Source organism: Pseudomonas sp. GW821-FHT01E10, assembly GCF_059422365.1.
This window is the reverse complement of record NZ_JBWKWT010000001.1, coordinates 710,954-735,664: the sequence shown is the minus strand read 5'-3', so window position 1 is coordinate 735,664 and position 24,711 is coordinate 710,954. Positions and strand designations below refer to the sequence as shown.

General features: G+C 53.8%; 23 protein-coding genes and 4 pseudogenes. 7 read left to right on the top strand and 20 right to left on the bottom strand.

The features are described 5' to 3' along the window. Window positions 1-154: 154 nt before the first annotated feature. The 3 genes from AC07V0_RS03280 to AC07V0_RS03270 all read right to left on the bottom strand — a co-directional run bounded on the left by AC07V0_RS03280 (window position 155) and on the right by AC07V0_RS03270 (window position 4,454). Window positions 155-1,735 (bottom strand): aldehyde dehydrogenase (NADP(+)), encoded by a 1,581-nt coding sequence (locus tag AC07V0_RS03280; protein WP_086946319.1) that lies wholly within the window; start codon window positions 1,733-1,735, stop codon window positions 155-157. 60 nt (window positions 1,736-1,795) lie between these two features. Then, a complete protein-coding gene (locus AC07V0_RS03275) occupies window positions 1,796-3,343 on the bottom strand; it encodes a UxaA family hydrolase (protein WP_086946320.1) in 1,548 nt (515 codons plus the stop codon). Between the two features lie 133 nt (window positions 3,344-3,476). Beyond that, window positions 3,477-4,454 (bottom strand): LysR family transcriptional regulator, encoded by a 978-nt coding sequence (locus tag AC07V0_RS03270; protein ID WP_086946321.1) that lies wholly within the window; start codon window positions 4,452-4,454, stop codon window positions 3,477-3,479. Between the two features lie 120 nt (window positions 4,455-4,574). Here AC07V0_RS03270 and AC07V0_RS03265 point away from each other — a divergent pair, with 120 nt between their 5' ends. The 6 genes from AC07V0_RS03265 to AC07V0_RS03240 all read left to right on the top strand — a co-directional run bounded on the left by AC07V0_RS03265 (window position 4,575) and on the right by AC07V0_RS03240 (window position 10,837). Beyond that, window positions 4,575-5,753 carry a fumarylacetoacetate hydrolase family protein gene (locus AC07V0_RS03265; RefSeq protein WP_086946322.1) on the top strand — a complete coding sequence of 393 codons (1,179 nt, stop codon included), beginning with the start codon at window positions 4,575-4,577 and terminating at the stop codon, window positions 5,751-5,753. Between the two features lie 287 nt (window positions 5,754-6,040). Continuing rightward, entirely contained in the window at window positions 6,041-6,847 is an 807-nt protein-coding gene (locus AC07V0_RS03260; protein ID WP_086946323.1) for an IclR family transcriptional regulator, read from the top strand. Continuing rightward, window positions 6,844-7,644: a 2-keto-4-pentenoate hydratase gene (locus AC07V0_RS03255; protein WP_086946324.1), complete on the top strand. Its 801-nt coding sequence runs from the start codon at window positions 6,844-6,846 to the stop codon at window positions 7,642-7,644. Before AC07V0_RS03260 ends, AC07V0_RS03255 begins: the two co-directional genes overlap by 4 nt. Before the next feature lie 3 nt (window positions 7,645-7,647). Then, window positions 7,648-8,541 (top strand): fumarylacetoacetate hydrolase family protein, encoded by an 894-nt coding sequence (locus AC07V0_RS03250; RefSeq protein WP_495019378.1) that lies wholly within the window; start codon window positions 7,648-7,650, stop codon window positions 8,539-8,541. Window positions 8,542-8,562: 21 nt separating this feature from the next. Next, the gene (locus tag AC07V0_RS03245; protein WP_086946326.1) at window positions 8,563-9,258 is read left to right on the top strand and encodes a DUF4286 family protein; all 696 of its coding nucleotides are present in this window, start codon (window positions 8,563-8,565) and stop codon (window positions 9,256-9,258) included. A 283-nt stretch (window positions 9,259-9,541) separates the two neighbouring features. Next, window positions 9,542-10,837: an OprD family porin gene (locus AC07V0_RS03240; protein ID WP_102667178.1), complete on the top strand. Its 1,296-nt coding sequence runs from the start codon at window positions 9,542-9,544 to the stop codon at window positions 10,835-10,837. Window positions 10,838-11,041: 204 nt separating this feature from the next. On the opposite strand, the gene AC07V0_RS03235 is transcribed toward AC07V0_RS03240, so the two are convergent. From AC07V0_RS03235 to AC07V0_RS03220, 4 genes and pseudogenes are all read right to left on the bottom strand, one after another. Then, complete coding sequence (locus AC07V0_RS03235; RefSeq protein ID WP_086946327.1) at window positions 11,042-11,416, bottom strand: winged helix-turn-helix transcriptional regulator; 375 nt, start codon at window positions 11,414-11,416, stop codon at window positions 11,042-11,044. A 253-nt stretch (window positions 11,417-11,669) separates the two neighbouring features. Continuing rightward, window positions 11,670-11,935: pseudogene (locus AC07V0_RS03230) on the bottom strand (site-specific integrase); the annotation flags it as partial. A 312-nt stretch (window positions 11,936-12,247) separates the two neighbouring features. After that, a pseudogene (locus tag AC07V0_RS03225) lies at window positions 12,248-13,621 on the bottom strand (transposase). Between the two features lie 241 nt (window positions 13,622-13,862). Further along, window positions 13,863-14,930 carry an alkene reductase gene (locus AC07V0_RS03220; protein WP_086946329.1) on the bottom strand — a complete coding sequence of 356 codons (1,068 nt, stop codon included), beginning with the start codon at window positions 14,928-14,930 and terminating at the stop codon, window positions 13,863-13,865. Window positions 14,931-15,426: 496 nt separating this feature from the next. On the opposite strand from AC07V0_RS03220, the gene AC07V0_RS03215 reads away from it, so the two are divergent. Then, window positions 15,427-16,170: a YkgJ family cysteine cluster protein gene (locus AC07V0_RS03215; RefSeq protein WP_086946335.1), complete on the top strand. Its 744-nt coding sequence runs from the start codon at window positions 15,427-15,429 to the stop codon at window positions 16,168-16,170. 18 nt (window positions 16,171-16,188) lie between these two features. Here AC07V0_RS03215 and AC07V0_RS03210 read toward each other — a convergent pair. The 13 genes and pseudogenes from AC07V0_RS03210 to AC07V0_RS03150 all read right to left on the bottom strand — a co-directional run. Continuing rightward, window positions 16,189-16,635, bottom strand: a pseudogene (locus AC07V0_RS03210) (AraC family transcriptional regulator); the annotation flags it as partial. A gap of 892 nt (window positions 16,636-17,527) precedes the next feature. After that, window positions 17,528-18,133: a hypothetical protein gene (locus tag AC07V0_RS03205; protein WP_457327029.1), complete on the bottom strand. Its 606-nt coding sequence runs from the start codon at window positions 18,131-18,133 to the stop codon at window positions 17,528-17,530. A 373-nt stretch (window positions 18,134-18,506) separates the two neighbouring features. Continuing rightward, complete coding sequence (locus AC07V0_RS03200) at window positions 18,507-18,923, bottom strand: hypothetical protein (protein WP_018927722.1); 417 nt, start codon at window positions 18,921-18,923, stop codon at window positions 18,507-18,509. A gap of 103 nt (window positions 18,924-19,026) precedes the next feature. After that, complete coding sequence (locus AC07V0_RS03195) at window positions 19,027-19,278, bottom strand: NlpC/P60 family protein (RefSeq protein WP_495019395.1); 252 nt, start codon at window positions 19,276-19,278, stop codon at window positions 19,027-19,029. 6 nt (window positions 19,279-19,284) lie between these two features. Further along, window positions 19,285-19,338: pseudogene (locus AC07V0_RS03190) on the bottom strand (hypothetical protein); the annotation flags it as partial. A 280-nt stretch (window positions 19,339-19,618) separates the two neighbouring features. Next, a complete protein-coding gene (locus tag AC07V0_RS03185) occupies window positions 19,619-20,191 on the bottom strand; it encodes a hypothetical protein (RefSeq protein ID WP_495019377.1) in 573 nt (190 codons plus the stop codon). Further along, the gene (locus AC07V0_RS03180; RefSeq protein ID WP_457327031.1) at window positions 20,148-20,813 is read right to left on the bottom strand and encodes an RHS repeat-associated core domain-containing protein; all 666 of its coding nucleotides are present in this window, start codon (window positions 20,811-20,813) and stop codon (window positions 20,148-20,150) included. The genes AC07V0_RS03185 and AC07V0_RS03180 overlap by 44 nt, the downstream gene beginning before the upstream one ends. Before the next feature lie 335 nt (window positions 20,814-21,148). Beyond that, complete coding sequence (locus AC07V0_RS03175) at window positions 21,149-21,637, bottom strand: hypothetical protein (RefSeq protein WP_457327032.1); 489 nt, start codon at window positions 21,635-21,637, stop codon at window positions 21,149-21,151. Window positions 21,638-21,947: 310 nt separating this feature from the next. Then, a complete protein-coding gene (locus tag AC07V0_RS03170) occupies window positions 21,948-22,436 on the bottom strand; it encodes a hypothetical protein (protein WP_457327033.1) in 489 nt (162 codons plus the stop codon). A 60-nt stretch (window positions 22,437-22,496) separates the two neighbouring features. Beyond that, a complete protein-coding gene (locus tag AC07V0_RS03165; RefSeq protein WP_495019376.1) occupies window positions 22,497-22,802 on the bottom strand; it encodes a hypothetical protein in 306 nt (101 codons plus the stop codon). Window positions 22,803-22,822: 20 nt separating this feature from the next. Next, on the bottom strand, window positions 22,823-23,095 hold the full coding sequence (locus tag AC07V0_RS03160) for a hypothetical protein (RefSeq protein ID WP_457327035.1): 273 nt from the start codon (window positions 23,093-23,095) through the stop codon (window positions 22,823-22,825). Next, entirely contained in the window at window positions 23,092-24,492 is a 1,401-nt protein-coding gene (locus tag AC07V0_RS03155; RefSeq protein ID WP_495019375.1) for an MATE family efflux transporter, read from the bottom strand. Before AC07V0_RS03155 ends, AC07V0_RS03160 begins: the two co-directional genes overlap by 4 nt. Further along, window positions 24,476-24,697, bottom strand: a complete 222-nt coding sequence (locus AC07V0_RS03150) for a hypothetical protein (protein WP_018927725.1) — start codon at window positions 24,695-24,697, stop codon at window positions 24,476-24,478. Before AC07V0_RS03150 ends, AC07V0_RS03155 begins: the two co-directional genes overlap by 17 nt. Between the last annotated feature and the right edge of the window lie 14 nt (window positions 24,698-24,711).

The window sequence follows — 24,711 nt, the reverse complement described above, 5'->3', positions numbered from 1 at the left end:
GCTGGAGCCCGCTCATGCAAGAGAGCGAATAGTTGTTAAGAGGATGAACAGGCTTCGAAGCGTCAAGCTCTCGGCACTATGGCTTCCTACGGAGAGCGATGACGCCAACGACAGATTTTACCGTCGTAGTACGCCGCCTTTCACATTTGCCAACCTACAAGCGATCTCTCGAGAGACAACCGTCGACGAGCCTCGAAATGTTCAACGGATTCGCGTTCTTGAGCGCATCGGGAAGCAACGCGTCGGGGTAGTTTTGGAAGCACACCGGCCTCAGGAAGCGGTCGATGGCCAAGGTGCCGACCGAAGTGCCACGGCTATCGGACGTGGCAGGATAAGGGCCGCCGTGCACCATTGAATCACAGACCTCGACACCCGTTGGATAGCCATTGATGAGGATGCGACCAACCTTCATCTCCAACAAAGCAGTCAGCTCTGCGAATTGCGTAAGGTCTTCTGGCTCGCCAATCAAGGTTGCGGTCAATTGTCCGTGAAGGGCATTGATGGCAGCGTTGAGTTGGGCCTCGTCAGCGACCTCGATGAAGATGGACGTGGGGCCGAAGATTTCTTCTTGAAGAACCTTGTCGCCGTTAAGCAGCAACGCAACGTCGGCCTTGAACAACTGTGGCTGGGCCTGGTGACCCTGCTGGTCGCTGCCAGCCAGGTGCACGATGCCGGGGTGCGCATGCAGGTTCTGCAAGCCAGCCGCGTAGCTGCGCAGGGTGCCCGAACTGAGCATTGTCTGTGCCGGTTGGTCGTTCATCAACGCTGCCACTCTGTCCTGAAAAGCAGTGAAAGCATCCGAACGAATGCCAACCACCAGTCCAGGATTAGTGCAAAACTGCCCACAACCTTGAACCACCGAGGCGACAAGATCGTGAGCGATACTGTCGGCTCGACGCGAGAGTGCCTGAGGCAGGATCACTACCGGGTTGATGCTCGACATCTCGGCGAAGACTGGAATGGGTTCGGGGCGAGCGGCGGCCATATCGCACAACGCTCGACCGCCTTTGAGCGAGCCGGTAAAACCAACGCCCTTGATGAGCGGGTGTTTTACCAAGACTTCGCCTACGCCACTGCCATAAATCATGTTGAAGACACCGGCGGGCATGCCGCTGCGCTCGGCCGCCCGGATGATCGCGTTGGCGACCTGTTCTGCAGTGGCCATGTGGCCGCTGTGGGCTTTGAATACCACCGGACAACCCGCCGCGAGGGCCGAGGCGGTATCGCCGCCGGCCGTGGAGAAAGCCAACGGAAAATTACTGGCACCAAACACAGCAACCGGACCGATTGCGGTGCGGTACTGGCGAAGGTCAGGGCGCGGCAACGGTTTGCGAAGGGGTAACGCTTGGTCGATGCGAGCCCCATAGAAGTCACCACGGCGCAGTACGTTTGCAAACAAGCGCATTTGACCGCTGGTACGTGCGCGTTCGCCCTGGATGCGAGCTGCAGGCAATGCTGTTTCACGGCAAACCAGCGCAATAAACTCATCGTCCAAAGCCTCTAGCTCTTGCGCAATGGCATCGAGAAATTCAGCCCGTTTGCTCGCGCTTAGGGTGCGGTAGCTGGAAAAAGCGCTGCACGCTGCATGGGCCGCGTCCTCGATTTCTTGCGGGGTCGCCTGGTGAAAGGCATAGGGTAAGGTCTCCCCCGTGCTGGCATCCACACTCTTGACGATGATACTGCCGGCGGCGCTGCGCTGACCGCCGATAAAATTCTGGCCGGTAATGAGGGACATGGTTGTCTCCAGATTGAATGTGCATGTGATAGAAGGGCAAGGCGTTCCCAGGACTGAAAATCAGGTGACGGCGCCGATCTGCCACGGCACGAACTCATTTTGTCCGTATCCGTGTTGTTCGCTCATGCTGCGTTCGCCCGAGGCAATGCGCAGCATGGTTTCAAAGATCGCTGCGCCGCACGCCTCGATGGTCAAAGTGTCTTCGGCTATTTCGCCGCAGTTGATGTCCATGTCTTCTCGCTGACGCGCCCATAAGGCGCTATTGGTCGCCAGTTTGATTGATGGGGCAGGGGCACAGCCATAGGCCGATCCGCGACCGGTGGTAAATGCAATCAGGTTCGCACCACCGGCGACTTGACCGGTTGCCGAGACCGGGTCATAGCCTGGGGTGTCCATGAAAACCAGCCCGTTGGCTGTGACGGCCTGAGCGTATTCGTAGACATCCATCAGGTTGCTCGAGCCAGCCTTTGCCACCGCGCCCAGCGACTTTTCCAGAATGGTGGTCAAGCCGCCTGCCTTGTTGCCGGCAGAGGGGTTATTGTTTAGTTCGGCCCCCATACGCTCGCAGTACTGTTCCCACCAATGAATGCGAGCGATGAGTTTTTCGCCGACTTCACGGCTCACAGCCCGCCGTGTCAGCAAGTGTTCGGCACCGTATATTTCAGGGGTTTCGGAAAGAATCGCGGTACCGCCGCAGGCGATCAGGCGATCCACCGCGTTGCCCAGCGCAGGGTTGGCAGTAATGCCGGAGTAGCCATCCGAGCCACCGCACTGAAGCCCAACGATCAGATGGCGGGCGCTAACCGACTCACGCTGAATCCGATTGGCCTCGCCAAGCAATTCCTTCACGTGGCCAATGCCACTGGTGATGGCCTTGGACGTACCGCCACTGTCCTGGATGTTGAAGGTGCGCAGGGTATTACTACGGGTGAGTCCTTGCGTCGTGAGTAATGAGTCGATTTGGTTCGTCTCGCAGCCCAACCCGATCACCAACACGGCCGCAAAGTTGGCGTGGGTCGCATATCCCGCCAATGTCCGGCGCAACATGCTCAAACCGTCGCCCGCAGGATCAACGGCGCAGCCGGCGGAATGCGTGAGAGCGACAACACCGTCGACGTTTGGAAACGCTTGCAGTGCGGCGGGATTGATGTCCCGACGAAAATGGTCTGCGATGGCCCGGGCGACTGTGGCAGAGCAATTCACTGATGTAAGAATGCCGATGTAGTTGCGCGTCGCGACGCGTCCATCCGGGCGTACGATACCCATGAACGATGGGGCTTCACTCGGCTTGACGCTGGGCTTCGCATCGACGCTGAAAGCATAATCTCGAGTGAATTCCCCCATGGCCAGGTTGTGCACATGGATGTGCTCGCCTGCTTCTATGTCGACAACAGCAAAACCAATGATTTGCCCATAGCGCCTCACCGGTTGACCGGCTTCGATACGGCGGGAGGCGACTTTATGGCCCGGGACGATCGCTTGGCGGATGGTTATGCCTTCTGGCTCAAGGATTTCCCCGGCGAGTAGCGGTCGGCGTGCAATCAGCACATCGTCCAGCGGGTTCAAGCGCAGCACAGCTGCTGCACCGGTTTTCATGATCAGTTCCATCGCATCCTCACGGGCTGCTGGGTGGTGGGCGGTCGCTAATAGCGCCGCACTTTTGTGCCGGCACTATAGGATTCATGGAAATGGCTGCCTAATGAGAGCTTTCGATTGCTCGATAACTTTGCCTCATCGACTTTTATTGGGGGTGCTTGCAGTCCCTCTTCTCTGTAGCCGTTTGCCGTTGTCTGGCGAACGCTAATAAAGTCGCGACAAACCTCCGCGTTGGCTCTGACAGGGGCTCGTCCTTGCGAGTGATCACACCGTAATCCTGGGATTCAACCTTGAAGGGCGTGTTGAGGATTTTCAGCTGGCCGTTTTGCAGTTGCGACTGGACCATGGACTCGGGGAGCATGGCGAGCATGGGGCCAGACTGAAGCAACTGCAGGAAGGTTTGCATGGAAATCGTCTCCACTGTGTTGGTTGGCGGGGCGATCTTGAACAGCGTGAAAGCCCGCTCCATGCGTTGTCGGATCGGCGTATTAAAGGGGTACATGACCCATGGCCATTCGCTGAGTGCTTCAGTGGGGACCTCCTCGAGTCGGCACAAGGGATGTGTGCTGTTCGCGACAAGGCAAAAGGGTTCAGGTCCCAGCGATGTAAATTCGAAAGGCTGGCAATCCTCATCCGTGAAGCGTGCAATGATCAAATCGAGCTTTTTTTGTTCGAGCATTTCCAGCAGGTGATTGCTGGTTTGTTCGATCACCTCGAGAGAAAGGAGCGGACGCTCCCGCTTGATGCTGGCGATCGCTTCAGGCAGCACCACGGATGTCGCGGCGAAAATGGTGCCGATTTTTAAATGGCCATGCCCGCCTTTACGCAACTTGTTGACCTGGTCGACGAACGATTCCGTGTCTTCCAGGGTAATGCGTGCATAACGGGCCACGAACTCCCCCAGTTCAGTCAGGACCAGGTTACGCGTTTGGCGCTCGAACAAGGGGAAACCCAAGAGTACTTCCAGATCGCGAAGCAATTTACTGATGGCCGGTTGCGTAACATTCATGTGTTCTGCGGTGGTGTGCATATTGCGGGTCTTGGCCAGGCTATTGACCAGTACCAAATGTTTGATCTTCAGCCATCGGGTGACACTGCCAAAAGTAATCTGATCGTTTTCCATTGGATAAGGCCTTGTCTGTCGATAACGAAACAGCATTGATGAGTGAGATTCTTTCATTGGGATTTGCGGGGGCGGTCCATTAGCTTGACGGCTCTGATGGCTGACTGATCTGGAAGCTTTATGGCTAATTTGAAACTGACGCGCGAAAACACACTGCCAGTGGATGGCTTGGCCGGAACGCTGATCGGCCGTGCCTGGATCCCGGGGGCGATTGCAGGACCCTCGCCGGTGGTGTTGCGCGATGAAGGAGTGTTTGATCTTTCTGAAGCCTTTTCGACAATCAGCGAACTGCTGGAACACGCCTCGCCGTTGTTGGCGGTTCGTCAGGCGCCTGGCAGATACATCGGGACTGTCGAGGCGTTGCTTGGGAACACCGGCAGCCATGCCGATCCCGACAAGGCATCGCTGTTGCCCCCGGCGGATTTGCAAGTCATCAAGGCGGCTGGGGTGACGTTCGCGTCCAGCATGATTGAGCGGGTCATCGAGGAGCAGGCCCGAGGCGATGCTGCCAAAGCTGAAAGTGTTCGCCGCTTGGTGCACGACGCAATAGGCGATAACTTGCGGGCAATCAAGCCGGGCTCGCCAGAAGCGACGCGCCTTAAAGCTGTGCTGATCAAACAAGGCATGTGGTCGCAATACCTGGAGGTCGGTATCGGCCCGGATGCGGAGATTTTCACGAAGGCACCGGTTCTGGCCGCAGTGGGCAGCGGCAGCGAAATCGGAATTCATCGCAAGTCTGAATGGAACAACCCGGAACCGGAAATTGTGCTGGCGGTGAACAGTCGAGGCCAAGTGCATGGCGTCACCTTGGGCAATGACGTCAATTTGCGTGATTTCGAAGGCCGCAGCGCACTGCTGTTGAGCAAGGCCAAGGACAACAATGCGTCCTGCGCTATCGGTCCATTTATTCGTCTGTTCGATGAAGCGTTTACGCTCGATGACGTGCGCAACTGCGTCGTGGATTTGCAAGTCCAGGGTAACGATGGCTTTACGCTTGAAGGCAGCAGTTCCATGGCTCTGATCAGCCGTGACCCGCTGGATCTCGTGGCCCAGACGGTCGGCGGGGATCACCAATACCCGGATGGCTTCATGCTTTTTCTCGGGACCTTGTTTGCGCCTACCCAGGACCGTGAGGAGCCGGGAAGCGGCTTCACTCATAAGCAGGGTGATGAGGTCAGCATCGGTAGTCCGTTGCTGGGCACACTGCGCAACACCGTCACCTACAGCCATGAAGCTGCGCCCTGGACTTTCGGCTTGCGAGCGATGATGCGCAATCTTGCTGCCCGCGGACTGCTGTAGGTAAGGCAGGGTGGTGAGATGCATTGGGCGTTCTTCCGCAAAGATTGAACATGCACAGGCGCTTGTCTATGGATAAAGAGCCGGACCCGAAGGGTTCGGTTTTTATCTCCGTCAGGCGTCCCACGTCCCGGATACCCGGCTGCGTGGCCCGCTCTGTCTGGATAAGGCCAACCCGGTGCAAGCGGGTTTGACTTATCCGGGGGTGCCTGCATACTATTGGAACATGGTTCCAGTACGAACAATGTTGCTCGAATCCACCTCATTGTCAAAGATAAGTCGAGAAAAATATGAGAGTCGTTAAAGGTGCTGTTGACCGTTGCCTGGAGGCGATTGAACTGCTGGCCCGTGAGGCTCGCTGGATGCGGATGTCCGATATCGCGGCCGAGCTGGGCTTGGAGAAGGGGCCCGCCCATCGAGTGCTTGCTCAATTAGTCGAGCAAGGGTGGGCGGAGCAGGATGAAGCCACGTCGCAGTACCGCTTGACACTGAAGCTGGCACTGTTGGGGCAGCGTTATCTACATGGCATTGGCTTGCCTGAATTGGTCCAGCCGATCATCGAGCAAGTGGCTGTTCAATGTCATGAGTTGGTGCGGCTGACGGTGGTCAACGAGAGCACCTTGTCCTGGTTGTCTTCGGCCCAAGGCGCCGCGCCGGGGCTTATGTATTCGCCGGCCATGGATAAACCGATCAATCTCTATGCCACCGCCAATGGCAAAGCCTGGCTGGCAACAATGTCCGATGAGCTGGCCATTGAGCATGCGCTGCGTAGCGGGTTGGGGAAAGCTGACGCGGGGATGGGGCACGGGCCGAAAGCGATCAACAGCATCGAAGGCTTGTTGGCCGAGCTGGCACTGACCCGCAAGCGCGGGTATGGCTTGGTCATTGAAGAAGCCGAGGTGGGTGTCTGGGCGATTGCCGTACCGGTCAAGCTGGTTCCATCCGGCACTGTGGTCGGCACGATGAGTATCGCCGGCCCGGTCTTGCGCATGCAGCCTGAACGTTATGACGAATTGCATGCACTGCTGGAAGATGCAGCCAACAAGCTGGGTACGGTTTGGCCGCGCCAGAACAGCGTGCAGGCGGAGAACGTATGAGTCAGCTCGCACCTGCATGGACCGAGGCGGGGTCAGGGTTGGAAGTCGCCGCTGCCGCTCTGGTCCTTGCACGGCTAGAGGGTGTTCGGCTGGCATCCTTGCCAGGCCCGAACCTGCCAAGCAGCCTCGCACAAGGTTTTGCCATCCAGCAGCATGTGGGGCCATTGGCTGGAAAAACCGTGGGGGGGTGGAAGTGTGCCTTACCCCCGGCTGGCAAGTGGATCGTCGCCCCGATCTACAGCGACAGCATTGTAAAAGGCGAACGTTACCAACTGGCCGCCGACGCCGATAAGGCGCGCATCGAGCCTGAACTGGCGTGCGTCCTGGCCCATGATTTGCCGGCTCGTGTCGTGCCTTATACCACTGAACAGATCGCTGCTGCGATCAGCGCCGTGCACTTGGCATTGGAAGTGATCGACTGCCGTTACACCGATCCACACACACTGCCGTTCGAGCAATTGCTCGCGGACGGTCTATTCAATCACGGCCTGGTACTTGGGGCGCCAATCGCGCTGGCGAACCCTGCCAGCATGCCCTCTGAACTGGATATCACCCTGAGCGATGCAACGTCGGAGCCTCTGAATATCAAGGGCCGCCATCCGGACGGGGATCCGTTATTGCCGATCGTCTGGCTGGCCAATTTTCTGTCTACACAAGGGATAGGGCTGCAAGCAGGGCAGGTGATTATCACCGGGTCCTATGCAGGTGTTCTCGATGTGCCCGTTAACCAGCCACTGCATGTCCAGTTCGGCGAAGCAGGCTCATTGTCTGTCCATTTCTCAACGCTGGAGGAGTAACAAATGCGCTTAGTTCGTTTTGGTTTACCGGGGCAGGAACAGCCGGGAGTTTTGGATTCGCAAGGGATCGTGCGAGACCTTTCGGGCATTGTCGACGACATCGATGCGTCGGCCCTGAGCCCGGCAGTGCTGGAAAAACTGCGTGCTGTTGACGTTGAAAAGCTGCCGGCGGTGGCGCCTGGCACACGTCTTGGTCCATGCGTAGGCAGCGTACCGAACCTGATTTGCATCGGCCTGAACTACTCCGATCACGCGGCTGAAACAAATACACCTATCCCGAGCCAGCCGGTGGTTTTCAACAAACACACCGCGTCCATCAGCGGACCCAATGACCCGGTCATTTTACCAACGGGCGCTCAGAAGCTGGATTGGGAAGTCGAACTGGCCATCGTCATCGGTACGGCTGCCTGGCAGATCGATGAGTCGCAGGCATTGAATCACATTGCCGGTTATTGCCTGGCCAATGATGTTTCCGAGCGGGCTTATCAGCTTGAGTACGAAGGCCAGTGGGCCAAGGGGAAAAGCGGTTTTTCTTTCGCTCCTCTGGGACCTTGGCTGGTCACCCGTGACGAAATTGCCGACCCGCAGGCACTTGACCTCTGGCTCGACGTGAACGGCAAACGTCTTCAGACCGGCAATACCCGTACGATGATTTTCAGCGTTGCACATATTGTCGCGTACCTCAGTCGCTTCATGCCGCTAATGCCGGGTGACGTCATCATTACCGGTACGCCACCAGGTGTGGGGCTCGGGCAGAAGCCGCCGGTATTCCTCAAGGCGGGTGACACCATGCGTGTTGGTGGCCAAGGCCTGGGTGAACAATTTCAGACCGTGGTTCCTTACGTTGCTGAAATGGGGGCTGCGTGGGTCGCCGGTCGCCATCCCAACGTTGACTGACTATCGCTAGAGGAAAACGCTATGAGCTTTGCAGGAACAGGTGTAGTCGCGATCTGGCATGATCTTTTGCCCGAAGCGCGGGACGAGTTCTATGAGTGGCATAACCGTGAACACATGCCTGAGCGGGCAGGAATTCCGGGGTTTTTGCGGGGGCGCCGATACATCGCTTTGGATGCAGGGCCGACCTATTTCAACCTCTATGAGGCTGACACCGTGCAGGTACTGGGAGGGCAGGATTACTTGTCGCGTCTCAACAGTCCGACGGCATGGACCCAGCAGTCGGTGCAGTCCTATCGCAACGTCGCGCGATCCATTTGCGAGGTCACTTACACCAGCGGTGTAGGGCAGGGCGCGTATTTGTTAACGGTACGTTTCGATGTTATCGAAGGGCGGCATAAATCGGTGTCAGACGCATTGCGCCAACGCGTGCTTCCTCCCCTTGCTGATAAACAGGGTATTACGGGCGTGCATTTGTGTGTGGCTGATGAGGCTGTGAGCAAAGTTGAAACCGCAGAGAAAAAGGCCCGCTCCGAAGGGACCCAGATACCGGCCTGGATCGTCATGATCGAAGGTTGTGCGCCTGACTACGTTCGTGTCGCCGGCGAGTCTTTCGTGGCTGAGCTGCAACGGCTGTTGGAGGGGCAATCGATGGGACCAGAAACCACGCTTTATCAATTGGAATACACACGTTGCAAAACGCCGGGGAGTGCGGGTTGATCGCCGAGCGTTCGAGCACGTTTTAACTTCCAGTCATTGTTATTACGCAATTCCCCACGAGCGTGCCAATACAGGCATTGAGTTAGGCTCGCGTCTGCGCACGCTCGGGTTTTGCTTAAGGCGATATTAATTAATTATCAAACTGTTCAATACGGGTTGTTACAAGAGAGATAAGGGACGCCCGCAGTCGCTCGGTAGTTAGCTTTTCTAGCTGCGTGCATAAGTTGAATGACGAGATAAAAATCGCAACAAAAACAATAATAACTCATTGTGAGAAAACATCATGCGCTACCCTGTTATTTCCCGCAGCGTGCCTGCACACCAATCTCTGATCAGTCTGACTCTTGTGGTCTGCGCAGGGTCATCAGTGGCTGTTCAAGCCGATCAGAGTAGCGGCTTTGTCGATGGCGCTACGGCCACGCTCAATTTGCGCAACGCTTACATCAATCGTAACTTCATCAATCCTGCCTATCCCAACAGCGCTGCACCACAGAACAAAGCCGAGGAGTGGACACAGAGCTTCATCCTTGACGCTCGCTCTGGTTATACCGCCGGGCCGATAGGATTTGGTGTTGATGTATTGGGTCTTTATTCTCAAAAGCTTGATGGTGGCAAAGGCACCGGCGGTACCCAACTGTTGCCAATCCACGATGACGGCCGACCAGCCGATAATTTCGGCCGCCTCGGGCTGGCTCTGAAAACCAAACTGTCAAAAACCGAGTTGAAGGTGGGTGAATGGATGCCCGTGCTGCCGATCCTGCGCTCTGACGATGGCCGTTCTCTGCCGCAGACCTTTCGTGGCGGCCAGGTGACCTCCAGTGAAATCGCCGGCCTGACCCTCTACGGCGGCCAGTTCCGTGCCAACAGCCCACGTAACGACGCGAGCATGGAAGACATGTTCATGAACGGCAAGGCCGCGTTCACCTCCGACCGTTTCAACTTCGGCGGCGGCGAATACAGCTTCAACGACAAGCGCACCCTGGTCGGCCTGTGGTACGCCGAGCTCACCGACATCTACCAGCAACAATACGTCAACCTCACCCACAGCCAGCCCGTGGGCGACTGGACCCTGGGGGCCAACCTCGGTTTCTTCAACGGCAAAGAAGACGGCAGCGCCCTGGCCGGTGACCTCGACAACAAAACCACATTCGCCCTGCTCTCGGCCAAATACGGCGGCAACACCTTTTACGTGGGCCTGCAAAAACTCACCGGCGACAGCGCGTGGATGCGGGTCAACGGCACCAGTGGCGGAACGTTGGCCAACGATAGTTATAACGCCAGTTTTGATAACGCTCAGGAGCGCTCATGGCAGGTACGTCATGACTTTAACTTCGTTGTGCTCGGTATCCCGGGACTGACATTAATGAACCGATATATCAGCGGTGATAATGTCCATACAGGTTCGATCACAGATGGTAAAGAATGGGGCCGAGAATCAGAATTGGCCTACGTCGTGCAGTCCGGTGTGCTGAAAAATCTCAGCGTTAGATGGCGAAATTCGAGTGTTCGCAGAGATTTCAGCGCCAATGAGTTTGATGAAAACCGGATTTTTATTAATTATCCTATATCGTTATTGTGACGAAATATTCTGCACGCTCAATACTTGGCAGCTTCTGCGATCGCCTGAGCCAGCAATAACCTCATCAGGCGGTTGCAGATAAACCTAGAGTCAATTAGGCACTCAATGTAGCGTTGGTAGGTTTAGGGATACCGCCAGCAGATCTATCAAGTAATGCGTTGCAGGGGAGGCAGTGGCGGCGAGTCAATAAAAAGACTCGCATCGTCAGCTTCCCTCCGCGGCCTCATCAAACTTCAACCGGGCCGTTTCAACCTCAGGCAATTTGTCGAGCGTCCATTTATGCAATTCGCGGAATGGCTGCTGCAGTGTTCGACCAAGTTGGGTGATCTCATACTGGACTGCCACGGGCGAGAACGAGATGACCTGGCGCGAGACGAGTCCATTTCGTTCCAGTCGACGCAGGCACTGTGTCAGTGCTTTCTGAGTGACGCCCTCCAGGCGACGCCTGATGGCGTTAAAACGGTGCGGCCCGTCATCAAGTACCGCCAGAACCATCATCGACCACTTGTCTGCGATTTGGTCGAACAGCGCCCGGCTTGGGCACTCCGACGAAAAACATTGCGGCTTTAATTCCAGCATCGAAGTTTCCTCAGGTATACCTAGGCGACTCTAGGTGCCTAATTGACATTTGGTTTACAAAATATACTTGTATGGCTTCCAAAAGCAAATGGAGTCCATCCAATGTCAAACCCTGATACCAGCATTTTATTTCGTCCGTTTTCCATCCGGTCGCTTGAACTGAAAAACCGGAGCTGCAAGGGAAGATCGAGCTGGCGCAGCTGAATCTGCAGCCGGGCCGTGAGCATCCATTGTTCATCTGCGCCCGGCAGCACAAGAAGTCCTCACTTCTAAGGTGGGCCCGATGCATCCAGCCTCCAGCACCGTTCGGGTTTGCTCAGTGATTTCAAATTGCACTGGATGCTGGGTTTTCTGCTGCATCACGATAACCCGTGACGACGCATGTTCTCCATGGGCTATATCTCGCACTCGCAGCTTGGTTAAGTCACAGGCACGCAGCTTGCTGTCGATAGCCAAGTTGAACAGTGCCAAGTCCCGTGTCTTCTCCGCGAGCTGGAGTCTGACCCGAATGGCCCAGATATCTCTGACTCGAAGCGGAGCTTTTTACTCGCCAAGCTTTCCCTTGTTCCAAGGCTGATGGCTGTGTGTGGCATTAGTGTTCATGGCTGGTCCTCCACGTTGAGGGAGGATAAGGGTGGATCAGTCACAGTGAGTGAGGGGCGCAATCCGACCGATTCTGTTGAAAAAGTCGGATTTTCAGATCGCCTGAACTCAGGCACGACCACCACTGGAGAACCTACTCACCACATTGAGTGGTTTTTCGGCCCTTCGGCGACCTTTGCTGCTCTGTTATTGGGTTAGTTTGAGGTTTTTTGCTTGGTGCAGGCGCACCTATCCCGTGACTGGTGGCCCTTGAGATGAAAATTTGGCCAGCCGTCGCAGGTTTTGCACCGCAGCGGCCAGCGTGAATTCATCAGTCGCGCCACTCTGGCCACGTAGTCGCAAGCGATCCAGTTTCAGGATGCGCTTGAGGTGGGCAAACAACATTTCGACCTTTTTACGTTCGTGGCGAGAGCGCTGATACGCCGGCGTTGCTGCAATGCGCCGAGCCACATCCCGAGCGGCTTCATAGACGCTGCGGACGACCTTGCGAATCGAAGTGTTCGGGCAGCACTTGGCTTTCATCGGACACGTCGCGCAGTCGGTCTGTCTGGATCGGAAGATGATAGTGTTGGCTTTGGTGACGTGCGAACGCTCATTCTTGAAGGCTCGCCATTCGCTGCGCAATGCGTTGCCGGCCGGGCAGGAGTATTCCTCAGCCGCTTCATTCCAGTGGAAATCGTTGCTCGAAAAACTGTCGTTCTTGCGCTCGGTTTTGTCCCACACTGGCACATGTGGCTCGATGTCTTTTTCCTCCACCATCCAGGCCAACATCGGCGCTGTACCGTAAGCGGTATCGCCAATGAGGCGCTCCGGCTTGATGTCGAATTGCGCTTCGACCCGTTCGATCATGGTCTTGGTGCTCTCGACTTCTGCGGTTCGATGAGCCGGTGTGGGTTCCACATCCATGATCACGCCGTGCTCGGTATCGATCAGATAATTCGTGGAGTAAGCGTAGAAAGCTGGGCCGCCTGAAGCAGCGGTCCAGCGGGCCTGAGGATCCGTCAGCAACAGGCGCTTCAGTAGCGTTTCGGCCAAAGCCTCTACATCGAGTCCCTCAAGGTACTCACGCACGGCGCGGGTGCTCAGGGATGGATCGCTCCAGTTGACCGGTTCATCTCCCGGTACGCCGCGCTGCCGACTCGCATCCGCTTTGATGATGCTGGCGTCCACGGCAAAGCCTTCGCCGTTGACCAGACCGGCGTCCATGCAGCGACGCAGCACTTCATTGAACAACCAGCGAAACAGATCACTGTCCCGAAAACGGCCGTGTCGATTTTTGGAAAAGGTCGAGTGGTTGGGGATTTCGTCTTCAAGGCTCAACCGGCAGAACCAGCGATACGCCAGGTTCAAATGGGCCTCTTAGCACAACCGCCGCTCTGAGCGAATGCCGTAGCAATAGCCGACGATCAGCATGCGGATCATCAGTTCGGGATCAATCGACGGACGCCCAATCGGGCTATAGAAATCGGCGAGGTAATGGCACAGGTCGCTCAGATCGAGACATTGATCAATGCTGCGCAGAAGGTGATTGGCTGGAATGTGATCTTCAAGGTTGAACGAGTAAAACAGCCGCTCCTGCCCACTCGATAACTGTCCCATCATGCTGCGTGCTTCCCTGCTGGCCAATGCAGAGATTTTGCCGCAGGCCAGACAGGAGAGCTACTTTTTCAACAGAATCGGCCGACTTCTGCCGATCGGGCAGGCTGGAGTAGGGGCGATTCACTTGGTGCTTTTCACCTCAACCGTTCGATGAGCCGGCGCTGGTTCGACAATCCACGATTGCGCCATGCTCGGTATCGATCAGATAGTTCACCGCCATTGCTCAGCTAAACCTCGTCGCCCCCTAGGCCAGCGGCGGGTAGTCGGTATAGCCCTCTTCCGAACCACTGTAAAAAGTGGAGGCATCCGCGGTGGCCAGCGGCGCGTCCAGGAAGAAGCGTTCCGGCAGATCAGGGTTGCTGATGAACAGCGTGCCAAATGTGACTGCATCGGCCAGGCCGGTTTGCAGGGCCTGTTCCGCAGACTTCTGATCATAACCAACATTCAACACGAAAATCCCTGAGAACCGCTTGCGAGCCCCGGGCGCCAAGGGTTTCGCGCCTTCCGGCAGGGTCCCCGGTTCCATGAAATGCAGAATTCCAACGTTTTTCTTTTCCAGCGCTTCTACCGCGTACATGTAGGTCTGCTCGAGATTGGAGTCGCCCATGTCATTGTACGGAATGCGCGGCGACAGCCTGACCGAGATACGGGCCGGTCCGAAGACCTTGATTGCCGCGTCAGTGGCTTCAAGCAGGAACCGCGCCCGCTTCTCAACGGTGCCGCCATACTCGTCGGTGCGTTTGTTTGAGCCGTCTTCCAGAAACTGCGCGGGCAGGTAACCATTGGCACCGTGCACCTCTACACCATCAAAGCCCGCATCTTTCGCGGCCTGTGCAGCTTTTTCGTAGTCCGCAATGGTGGACTTGATTTCATCAATGGTCAGTTCGCGTGGGGTCACCGAGGGTTTGATGCCTTCTGGCGTGAACGCCTGGCTATTGAAGGGAACTGACGATGGCGCGACCGGGAGTTCTCCACCATGAAAATCAGGATGAGATGCTCTTCCGGTATGCCAGAGCTGGGCGAAAATGAGACCACCGGCTTCATGAACTGCCTGGGTTACCTTCTTCCAGCCCGCAATCTGTTCAGGAGTATAGATTCCGGGGGTATTCGTCCAGCCGACGGCCTGGGCGCTGATCTGGGTGCCTTCCGTAAAAATAAGGCCCGCCGATGCGCGCTGTGCGTAATACGTCGCAGTCAATTTGTTGGCCACCTGATCCTTGGATCGACCTCTTGTCATCGGCGCCATGAACACCCGATTCTTGAAAGTGAGCTCTTCGTTGCTCAAGGGGGTTAGAAGCTTAGAATTTTCCATACTTTCCTCAGAATAAATTTTATTGAATGTCCGCCCGCGCTTAACGATTTCTCAAGTGCGGCTTGACCAAAGAAATGCTTCCTGTCGGATGCTCGATTGGCTGGCTGCAACCCGCCGGCAAGAGTGGCGAACGAAGGGTCCGGTTCGGACCGCTTCCCTCAAGTGAGGACAATTGACAAGGTATCAATAATAAACCTAGTGTCAATTAGGCACTATTCGTAGACCTAGTAGGTTTGAGGATACCTACTGTCAGGAAATAGTCGGCAGCGCATGGGCTGTCGAGCCGTCGACAAACGCTGGGTGATGAACGAACTGGCAAGGGGTGGCGACCGGCCAGGGGAAGGTGTGTTCAAGTATACCTAGTTGGGATTTGGTGCCTAATTGAAACCAGGTATACAGTGTATATCATTGGTTTCTTTAGCCATCGCCTCTACTTGAAGTTTGGGTGTACGGAACAGGACTGATCATGACGCCTATAAGCAAATCAGTGACGCTCATAAAAAACAACGTCACGAGGTTTACCTGCAACGGGTGCGGAACTTGCTGTAAAGAACGTCTTATCCCTCTGACTCTTCAAGAGGCCGAGGAATGGTTAAATCGCGGTGGGAACATCGCAGTCATACTTGAAGCTTTTGACACGTCAGTCTTCCCCCTGCCAGAGCATTACGCCCACAGCGTGCAACGCGCGGTAGACGTCGTCAGTGGAGATGCACGTATTCAGGTAATAGCCATTTTTGCGGGCAACGCACTGACACAGTGTCCAAGTTTAGGGGAGGATAACCACTGCGAGATCTATGAAGATCGACCGCTGGTCTGTCGAATCTATCCGATGGAAATCAATCCATTTCTAACCGTGCGCCCCGCAGAAAAGGTCTGCCCACCGGAAGTCTGGGAGGCGGGAGAGGTGTTATGTTCTGACCGTATAGTCGATCCTGTCTTGGACGATCAGATTCAACGCTCCCGGCAGGCTGACCGTGATGATGCCAAGGCTAAAGTTTTACTATGCGCGGCGATGGGGATGAGTGTTGCCGCTTGGAAAGGCAACGCGCTGGCTGTTTACTTAGCCGACCGTACGCAATTGCAGCAGGCCATCAGTCTCGTTCGCGCGGGGGGCGATGTACCGGCAAATGTGTCTTGGAAAGTACGTGTCGATGATGCTGACCTTCAGACTCGTCTGCGTGGGGCAGGTGTTGAACTGGATCTTCGCGCACAGACTGAATATATCTTTCACTCGATTTAATCGGAGAGCTTAATGATTTGCCTGGCGCATGGACGCCAGAAACTCCCAGTGAACACTGCAATCGTAACCGTCGAGCAAACCGGCGCACGCCAAGGCCCAGCTGCCGGTGCACACGGCGCCCAGGCGCTTGGACTGACGCGCCTGACTCTGTAGCCACGATACATGCGCGCGGGTTACGGAGCGTTGAATACCGACACCACCGCAAACAAAGATGGTGTCCATGGCAGGCGCATTGTGCATCGAGGTGTCCGGGGTGATCTGCAAGCCGTCGCTGGCCAAGACCCTGTTTCCGTCGGCAGTGAGGGTCGTCCAGCGATACAGTTCGCGACCGGACAATTGGTTAGCCATGCGCAAAGGCTCCACCGCGGAAGCCAGAGAAATCAGTGTGAAATTGTCCAACAGCAAAAAGCCGATGGATTGAGGCGCACGGTTCTGGGGCTTCGCCCCGGAGTTGAAGGTCGTCATTACAGTAACTCCTCGCCCCAAACAGGTATTGGCCTCAGGTGCAGGCTCTTTTTATTGCCCGTCCAAAACATAAAGCTATATCGCGATAGACTGTTAAAGTGTGTTCAATCCAGAGGAAATGAAGTACGCCAATGGTGCGCGGTTTGAGTACAAAGGGCTCCTCTGGGGGGGCCTTCTTCGTAGATGATTACATGGCCGTGCTCAAGCGCTTTACCTCGCTGTTCATGGCCAGTTAAACCTTTGGGTCAGGTCGATGATAAGTCATTAGGCAAGTGCAACTGCACTTCCATGGGTAGAATCCAATAACCTTGCTTGGAATTACCCCTTTTTTCGCTCTTGAAACACCCCACAAACAAGTCCAGAATTGAGTCTTTTCCTGCTCCGGCAAGAAAAGAAACCCCTTAGATTTCAATGGGTAGGACGCCAGATGCGAGTCTCGTTTCCCGCTCCAAATACAGAAAAACGCCACTCATTGAGTGGCGTTTTTTTTGCGCGGTATTTTGTTGTCAGCATTGAAAAAAGAGGCTTTTGCCTCTTTTTTTCGTTCCAGTGATTTCTACTGAGAACCACCCCCAGCCACGCTTTTTTGTACATTAAAACGTACGTCGAAATCCGGTCCCAGGGCATGCCGGTTTTCAGATAGATGACGCATTGCTGGAACCCGTACATCTCTCCTCAATCGATCGAGACGAGGAGATGTACATATGCCTTTGACTGAAAATGCGAAAGGGGATTAATCCTCGAACCGCTCGAAGAGAGGATCGTCTCACTGCCTTGGCTGCTGGCGAGAATTCTCTTACAGCAGTCTTTCTGGCCTGGCGAACCTTCAAGGTGGTTACATTGAGGCTCGGCCCAGTTTGATGTAGAGCTTGGGGGTGATGAAAGCACTAATCTAATGCTGAGGATTTTCAATGAGTTGCGGGTTTTTTGACCTGATCTCGGACTCAAAATTATCGATAGCGCTTAGTGCTAGAGTCTTTTGCTCAGATAGATTTTTTCTCGTTACGCGCATCACTCGATTTCTTCTTGCCTTTAGATAATCCAATTGGCCCGCTGGATTATCACTTAATGAAAGTGGAAGCATGGTTAAGGTGTCACTGAGTTCCTGCTTTGAGAGCTGTCCTTTCTTCGCGAAAATCAATAAGCGTTCCATATGGTGGTCAGAAAATAACCCAAGCGCTATAAGTGAGTCTTCTAAATTTCCGCCATCTAGCACTCTTAAGTGCTCAACTAAATACTGAGCGCTCCAATCATTTCCTTGTTCAACCAAATGCATCAATTGGTTGAGGTTGCTGTTCGACTGCTCGATAACCGACCAGCATTCAGTTTCGCTAGCTTCTGATAATGCAATAAGAGTACGCTTTTCTGGAGTGGTTAAAAACATCATGACTGCCTCTCGGCAATGGGGTGAACTATCACTCCCCGAAGCTGGCATGCCTAAGCTTGTAAGTATGAGTAGCGTAAACAAAAATTCAAGTGTCGACTTTTTTATGATCATGGCGCACCACCTTTCAAGAGAATTACCCCCGTACGCAGGGTGTTCTCATTCGTCGTAAAACAAGTCATTCGATTGGACTAACAGATGCTGTAATTCTTCCAGTTCCATCAGGGCTGATAATGTTGTTGGTTCTATTCATGGTGTTTATTGTGTCACCAAGGCGATCGGTGGAATGCGGAGTTTCGGGGCTAATCGGGTGCATTAGCTGCCAGTGCAACTGATTGTCGCTTGGGGGCGTATATTTGACAACTGCCGCCCTCACCGTAAAGCAATGTGGGGAGTCGGGCTTGACCTTGTTTGATGTGGCCTAAATTATCGATCTTCCCCCCCCAGCATGGGGAAAGATGTTTTAGCTTTTCGAGCGGAGATTTGTTTACATGTCTCGATCTTTCGTCACATGCCATACAAAACATTGCGCTAGATTGGTAGGAATGCCTTTGGCGTTTTTCTGAAGCCATGAACTAATAGCTTGCTCCTCATCAGGCTTCGCTCCGCCACTCCATAGAGTTATAAAGTGATGGTTGATTGGGTTGTCTGAATAAAATAAAAATGCAGGGTCAGTCTCATCTGAGGCTGCATACAAAATCGTCCAGCTAAGGCTTTTAAAAGATTGTAAAATCTCTACGTTGTCGACATTTAATTGATGTCCCACCTCTATGCGTAGCTTCGGTATTTCAGATAAGTTTAAACGTCGGTCAATACCATCACAGGGTGATTTGGCCCATGCAGTCAATGGCGGCAATAGGCACGAAATTGCAATCATGAAGATCTTAATGTTTGGAATGCTCATCGGTTAATTTCCTTTGTAACGATACAAAGTCGGCGCGCCGTACCAGAAGCTTTTGGCGGGACCAAAAACTGGCCCTCCTGTGTGTGAGGCGCTCCATACATCTCTATTTGAGGAAGCTACTAGAGAATTGGCCACTTGTCATTCGTCCAATATCAATATCTGCTTGTTTGTAGATCAATGAAATGGATCCTGAACAATCTGCCCCAGTCTTCGTAGCGCCGCCCCAGACATATGGGGCGTTGGAACTTGACCAGTCTTGGGCTGCTAGCTCCACAGCTGCCTGCTGCACTGGGGTAAGTTCTAAACCATATGGATCAATGAAATTTGTCGGGTTTCCCGATACATAGACAAATATATTTATCCCTCCCGCAAGACCAATCGGATCTCCCGAGATAAAACGCCCAAAACCTGGTTGGTAATACCGTGCCCGATAGTAATAGAGACCCGTGCCATCATTTTTTCGATCGGTGTACTGCTGCTGTTAACACTGGCGGAGCCGCTGCTACTGGTCTGGCCATAAGGGTCATAGGTGTATTGCGCGGTGAGCGCGCCAGTGCTGTCGGCAAGTGCTTGGGGTTGAACCCAGCGCATCAACCACGTGGCTGTAGGTGCTGCCACTGGCCTCGGTGCGGTTGAATACTTCATCCAAGCCGCCCGTGAGGAGATTTGGCCTGTACCGTGGGGGTTACATTACCTTATCTTTCCAGAAGATTCTTCAGTGATGCATGACTGTCAATATATTTAATATCTGCAATTCTCCATCCTTTCGGAGAATCAATCATTACATACGAAAGCTTGATTTTTTCATGATTTGATGGATAAACAAATTGCACGTCAACGCGCATTGGATTGATGCTCTTTATGCTTAATTCTGATGCGGAAGCATCTTGTGAGGCAAATATTGGATTAAACTCTAACTTGCAAATCTCGCCGGGATTTTTTGCAATACAGTCTGCCTCCTTTAAAATGAGGTGCACAAGTTTGTCATCAAAATACTTCTCGAGCTCTTCCTTCGATTGCATTAGAAGAGGGTCTCCAATGCTCTTCTTGGCATCATCTGGAGATGAGAATAGCGCCTCCCAACCATAATTCTTATATAGTTGATATACAATATCTGTCGATTCGACATCTTGTGGGTAGGCAGGTTGTGCAAATAGAAGCGGCACTCCAGCGACATGCAGGAATACCAGGTTTTGCAAATAGACTAATGTTATAGATTTTATATTATTGATTTGGTGCTCGATATATTTGATATGTCGAGTTTTCATGTCCGATACCTGGTGAGAAATGATTTTTGTTGAAGTTCGACACCCATTGATCACTAATGAATATTTCAATATATCCAGGCGGATTTCCGCCAGGATGTGGTTGAAATACTACGGTATCACCTGCTTGAGGAGTGTAATTTTCTGAAGGAATAGGCGTAAACCCATTGTTTGTCAACATCAGCCCATAATTTTTCGCATCACTAGGGTGCCCAGTAATATCTGCATCTCCAGCTTCGAGACCTCGCCGAACATACTTCGCACATTGATGCTGAGAACTTGTATGTGCGTGATAATTCATCCATTGGCTATAAGCGAGGATAGCGAAAAGACCTAATGGATCAATTCCACTCAACGGATTCCCACGAACACATGCATAGATATTAAGCCCTCCAGCCAAGCCAGTCGGGTCTCTTGAGATAAACCGTCCAAAGCTAGGAGAGTCATACCGTGCCCGATAATAATAGACTCCCGTGCCATCATTTTCCCGCCCGGTATACTGCTGGCTGTTAGCACTGGTGGAGCCGCTGCTGCTGGTCTTGCCGTAGGGGTCATAGGTGTATTGCGTGGTGAGCGCTCCGCTGCTGTCGGTGAGAACCTGAGTTGAAGCCAGTGCATCAACCAAGTAGCTGTAGGTGCTGCCGCCTCGGGGCGGCTGAAGATTTCATCGAGACCGCCCGTGAGGAGATTGGCTCGCACCGTCGGGGGGACGGCACCGGTCAGCTCTTGCACCAGGTTGAGGCCATCGAAAACATACCCGGTGGTCTGTCTGGCAATCGTCTTCTGGCTGCGTCTGTTGGCCGCCTCATAATTGAAGCTCCCGGACGTGGTGCCTTTGAGTGTGCTCAGGCGCTGGCGCGAATCCCAAGTGTAGGTATTGTTGCCGTCACTGGTCATATTGCCGTTGGCGTCATACAGCAAGGATGCCGCTGACATAGGCGTAGAACCTATCCCCAAATTTTATCGTCGCATCCGTGCAGATTCCATCAGGGCATTTTCAGCACTCTGTCGAATAACCCTGCAAAGTTTTTCCACCGGTGCATTATTAATGCATGTATTGGAATTTAATATGATTCTATTTAGGTCGTCATCTGAGACAGTCGCATCGATATGTCGTATCGCCCAATTTTGAAAGTCAGGGTGTGTTTTTGCAAGTGCAACAAATGTATCGAACTGATCCCATCCTTGGGCGAAGAGGTTCGCCACTGCTTCAGAATAGCCCTCGCCAAGCTCACCATCATCACAAGAAGCGAAGACTCTCTGATGCTTGAAAAGGGAGGGCCAATCTCCACGTGCATCAACTAAAAAAGACCCTGCTTGGCTATTCATTTCGGGAGGGCAGTTTCCGTATGCCGAAGCCTGAGAGAGTGACACACATCCCAATCCAAGTCCGAACAACAAGACTAAGAAGATCAGGGAGCGAGTACATACGAATCTGGTGAGCATCATGATTATCACCCTGTCGACCACACTACTGTTGCGTACCAAACTGAGGAGTATTGACGTTATTGATGATAGCAGTCATGGATGTTGCTGGGGAGGTGTTATGAGATTATGCACGAATTCCATATGCAGTAATACTTCCAATTATAATATTAGCAGACTTTCCAAGTCCTGCACCTAATACACTCTCGTACCAGCTCCCATGTCGATCTAAACTAGCAGTTCCCGACCAGCCAAAAACCGTACCCGTTATTGGATTTGGAATTGCGACATTTATGAACGACACCATATGAGTGGTGCAGAGGAGAAATCACAGTTATTTTATAGGCTGCAAAAAAAATTGGTCGGATGCTTTAGCAAACGCCTTTAATGTTTCTACCAAACTGGCGAACCCTTCGGTTTTTGCATTTATTCGCAGTATTCTGCCATTGTGAAGCTCAATATTGATACCGGGCTTATTTCGGTCAAATAGGTTGACTTGTCGGATTTTCCACGTCATCGGATAATAAGATATTGACTTAATGTCAGGCGCCTTGATCTCTATGTGTCTACCGAAATACAACCTCCCTAAAATACGATCATCATCCAGCGAAATTTCTTGCAGTACTGTTCGGACCTGGGAAATGTAGAATATACCCCAAGCAGCAGGCAGGCCTAATAATATCCCACCTCCTATAAAGTCCTGTAGGTAATAGTATGGAGAAGCAAGAAAAATAAAAACTCCCAAAAGAACAATAGGGCTTATTCCAGGAAGCCAAATCCATATGCCGGTCCTGCCAAACGTCTTATCATGCCAAGTATTCATGGTGGAATTATTTTCCAAGCTGATTACAGATGCCGGCTCCTGCAGCGCCGCCCATAAAGCCTAGTTCTCCACTGAGGATGGCAGCGGCGATTCCTTCGCCCTGCGCCAAGCCGGCAATCGCGCTGCCGATACCCGCGCCTGGTCGTAGGTCTCTGTGCGCACTCGATCAGTGTGCGCACTGGTGAACGCCTCAAGCGACAGCCACACCTTGCAACCATAGGGTTCGCGATCAACGATAAGTGAGTCGAAAATCTTCACGTGGGTGGACGTGTCGTTCATGCCAGTCACTAGCACTGCGTGCATATAACCCGGGTCGCTACCGTAGACCGGCGCGTAATCCACCAGATAGGCAGAGTTGACCCACACGACTACGCCGGCGTGCTCGATCAGTAGCGTCTTGAGTTGCGTGACCCATCTGTACCGATCGGCAATCGCGCCACATGCGCGCCTAATGCCTTGCAAGCACGAAGCCCGACGTTCTCAACCGCGAAGGTGTATTCATTCATCGAGGCCTGCGCGGTACAGAGGTAGCCGTCGCTGGCCTCAAGCAGTTGTGCTTCATTGATGAGGACACCGCCTCGTCTGGATAGTTGTGCCAGACTTCCTGTAAAGCAGTTGATCGCTAAAGGTGCGAAACGAATGACTTCATTCAGGTTCATAGGGCGCTCTCGCTCGCCGGATGAGGATCGGCGTGAAGACGGTTTTCGGCCCCTCGAATGGCTTTGGCGATTCGCCAGAAATAAATTGCGCCAATCGAAAATTCGAACACCGAACCGATGACCCAGCATGTCATCAGCGACGACGGCACATCGCGATTGCTCATTGCGACGTAATAGATCAACGGAATGCTTATAAACCACATCAGAATCAGGCGCACGACCAGCGAAAATCTGGCCATGCCAATACTCTCCAAGACGGCTGCGCCCGTCATAGAGAAGACAAAGGCGGCGGAGAATGTCCACAGTACGCGTTGTGTATCGATGGCCAGGGCGACGATCTCCGGATTGTGCCCCAGGTCGCCGAAAGCCTTGAGCAAGACCTGTGGCAAAGTGATTTGAACGGTGGAAACCAGCAGTACGTAGAACAGCTCGATGGTCACGGTCACCCGTAGGATCGTTGCCAACTCAGTGTATTGCTCCTTGCCCACTGCAGTGGCGCACAGAATGCTGCAACCAATACCCAAACCGATGATCGGGATGATGCCCAGGTAATTGATCGTCAGATTGACGTTGTTTGCCGCTAGCGCGCTAGAGCCCAGTACCGCGACTATCCAGATGAATGCAGTGTTGCCGAGCTGATCCACTCCGGCGGATAAGCCACTGGGAACACCTCTACGCAGCCGGAAAAACAGCCGAGGCAGTAGGCGCTCGCTACGGGCAATGAAGATGTTCATCAACTCAAGCCAGATTTCTCGAGGCAGCATTACTGCGTAGCACGTCAGCATGGACAGAGTGCCGATCAATGTACCGATAGCGGCTCCGGCCATTCCCATTTCGGGCAGCCCGAACTTTCCGAAGACCAGGCCGACGGTGAAGATTGAGTCGACTACTTGACCAACGATGCCGACCATGAGCGTTTCGCGGGTTCGACCCACACCGTTGAAGTATGAGGACAGCGCTGTGTCGATCGTCATTACGCCGCCGAAGATCGCCGCCCAGAGCATGTACTGCGATTCGAGGCTGACAATCTGCGGTGGGCGGGAGCTGAGCTGTGGGATCATCGCGATCAACGGGGCGGCGACAAACAGCAGGGCACCGCAGGCAATACCAAGGAGCAGCCCCAGTGCGGCTTCATTCCAAGCCTCGCTGAGCCCCGATCGACCATTCGCCTGTGCAATAAAGGAACGTGACACGCCTACGGTGCTACAGAAGAAAGCGATGATCGCCATGCTCGTGAATACTGCTGGACCGGAGGCGGTCAGCGTATCTTGTGAGGAGTGTGCCAGGCATAGCCTGTCGACAAGCATCATCAATAAATTGCCGACCATCGTCCCCATCAACGGAAACGAGACGATGGCGATGCTTTTCGCCACCCCTGCGTCAAACCAGTGCCGCATATTCACATTCCTTTGTCTCGCGGCTGCCGCAATGGTCGCCCAACACATCGCGTAAAAGAGCCAGCAGTGTGTCGGGATTTCCAATCTGCGCCAGCAGCGACAACAGCAGACGCTCCATGCCGAAGGCGACGCAGGCTGAATGCATGAGCGGTTCTGGGGCTTGCGGGCCGATCTTGAATGCGTTGGTAAACAGATCCCGGTGCAAGTTGCGCGAACTAT

Coding starts and splice junctions, on each gene's coding strand:
- AC07V0_RS03235 (WP_086946327.1), bottom strand. CDS start 11,416: ATGCTGGAATTAAAGCCGCAATGTTTTTCGTCGGAGTGCCCAAGCCGG.
- AC07V0_RS03220 (WP_086946329.1), bottom strand. CDS start 14,930: ATGGAAAATTCTAAGCTTCTAACCCCCTTGAGCAACGAAGAGCTCACT.
- AC07V0_RS03245 (WP_086946326.1), top strand. CDS start 8,563: ATGAGCTTTGCAGGAACAGGTGTAGTCGCGATCTGGCATGATCTTTTG.
- AC07V0_RS03260 (WP_086946323.1), top strand. CDS start 6,041: ATGAGAGTCGTTAAAGGTGCTGTTGACCGTTGCCTGGAGGCGATTGAA.
- AC07V0_RS03175 (WP_457327032.1), bottom strand. CDS start 21,637: ATGATGCTCACCAGATTCGTATGTACTCGCTCCCTGATCTTCTTAGTC.
- AC07V0_RS03250 (WP_495019378.1), top strand. CDS start 7,648: ATGCGCTTAGTTCGTTTTGGTTTACCGGGGCAGGAACAGCCGGGAGTT.
- AC07V0_RS03280 (WP_086946319.1), bottom strand. CDS start 1,735: ATGTCCCTCATTACCGGCCAGAATTTTATCGGCGGTCAGCGCAGCGCC.
- AC07V0_RS03205 (WP_457327029.1), bottom strand. CDS start 18,133: ATGATCATAAAAAAGTCGACACTTGAATTTTTGTTTACGCTACTCATA.
- AC07V0_RS03270 (WP_086946321.1), bottom strand. CDS start 4,454: ATGGAAAACGATCAGATTACTTTTGGCAGTGTCACCCGATGGCTGAAG.
- AC07V0_RS03275 (WP_086946320.1), bottom strand. CDS start 3,343: ATGGAACTGATCATGAAAACCGGTGCAGCAGCTGTGCTGCGCTTGAAC.
- AC07V0_RS03200 (WP_018927722.1), bottom strand. CDS start 18,923: ATGAGCATTCCAAACATTAAGATCTTCATGATTGCAATTTCGTGCCTA.
- AC07V0_RS03160 (WP_457327035.1), bottom strand. CDS start 23,095: ATGAACCTGAATGAAGTCATTCGTTTCGCACCTTTAGCGATCAACTGC.
- AC07V0_RS03185 (WP_495019377.1), bottom strand. CDS start 20,191: ATGAAAACTCGACATATCAAATATATCGAGCACCAAATCAATAATATA.
- AC07V0_RS03170 (WP_457327033.1), bottom strand. CDS start 22,436: ATGAATACTTGGCATGATAAGACGTTTGGCAGGACCGGCATATGGATT.
- AC07V0_RS03265 (WP_086946322.1), top strand. CDS start 4,575: ATGGCTAATTTGAAACTGACGCGCGAAAACACACTGCCAGTGGATGGC.
- AC07V0_RS03155 (WP_495019375.1), bottom strand. CDS start 24,492: ATGCGGCACTGGTTTGACGCAGGGGTGGCGAAAAGCATCGCCATCGTC.
- AC07V0_RS03240 (WP_102667178.1), top strand. CDS start 9,542: ATGCGCTACCCTGTTATTTCCCGCAGCGTGCCTGCACACCAATCTCTG.
- AC07V0_RS03255 (WP_086946324.1), top strand. CDS start 6,844: ATGAGTCAGCTCGCACCTGCATGGACCGAGGCGGGGTCAGGGTTGGAA.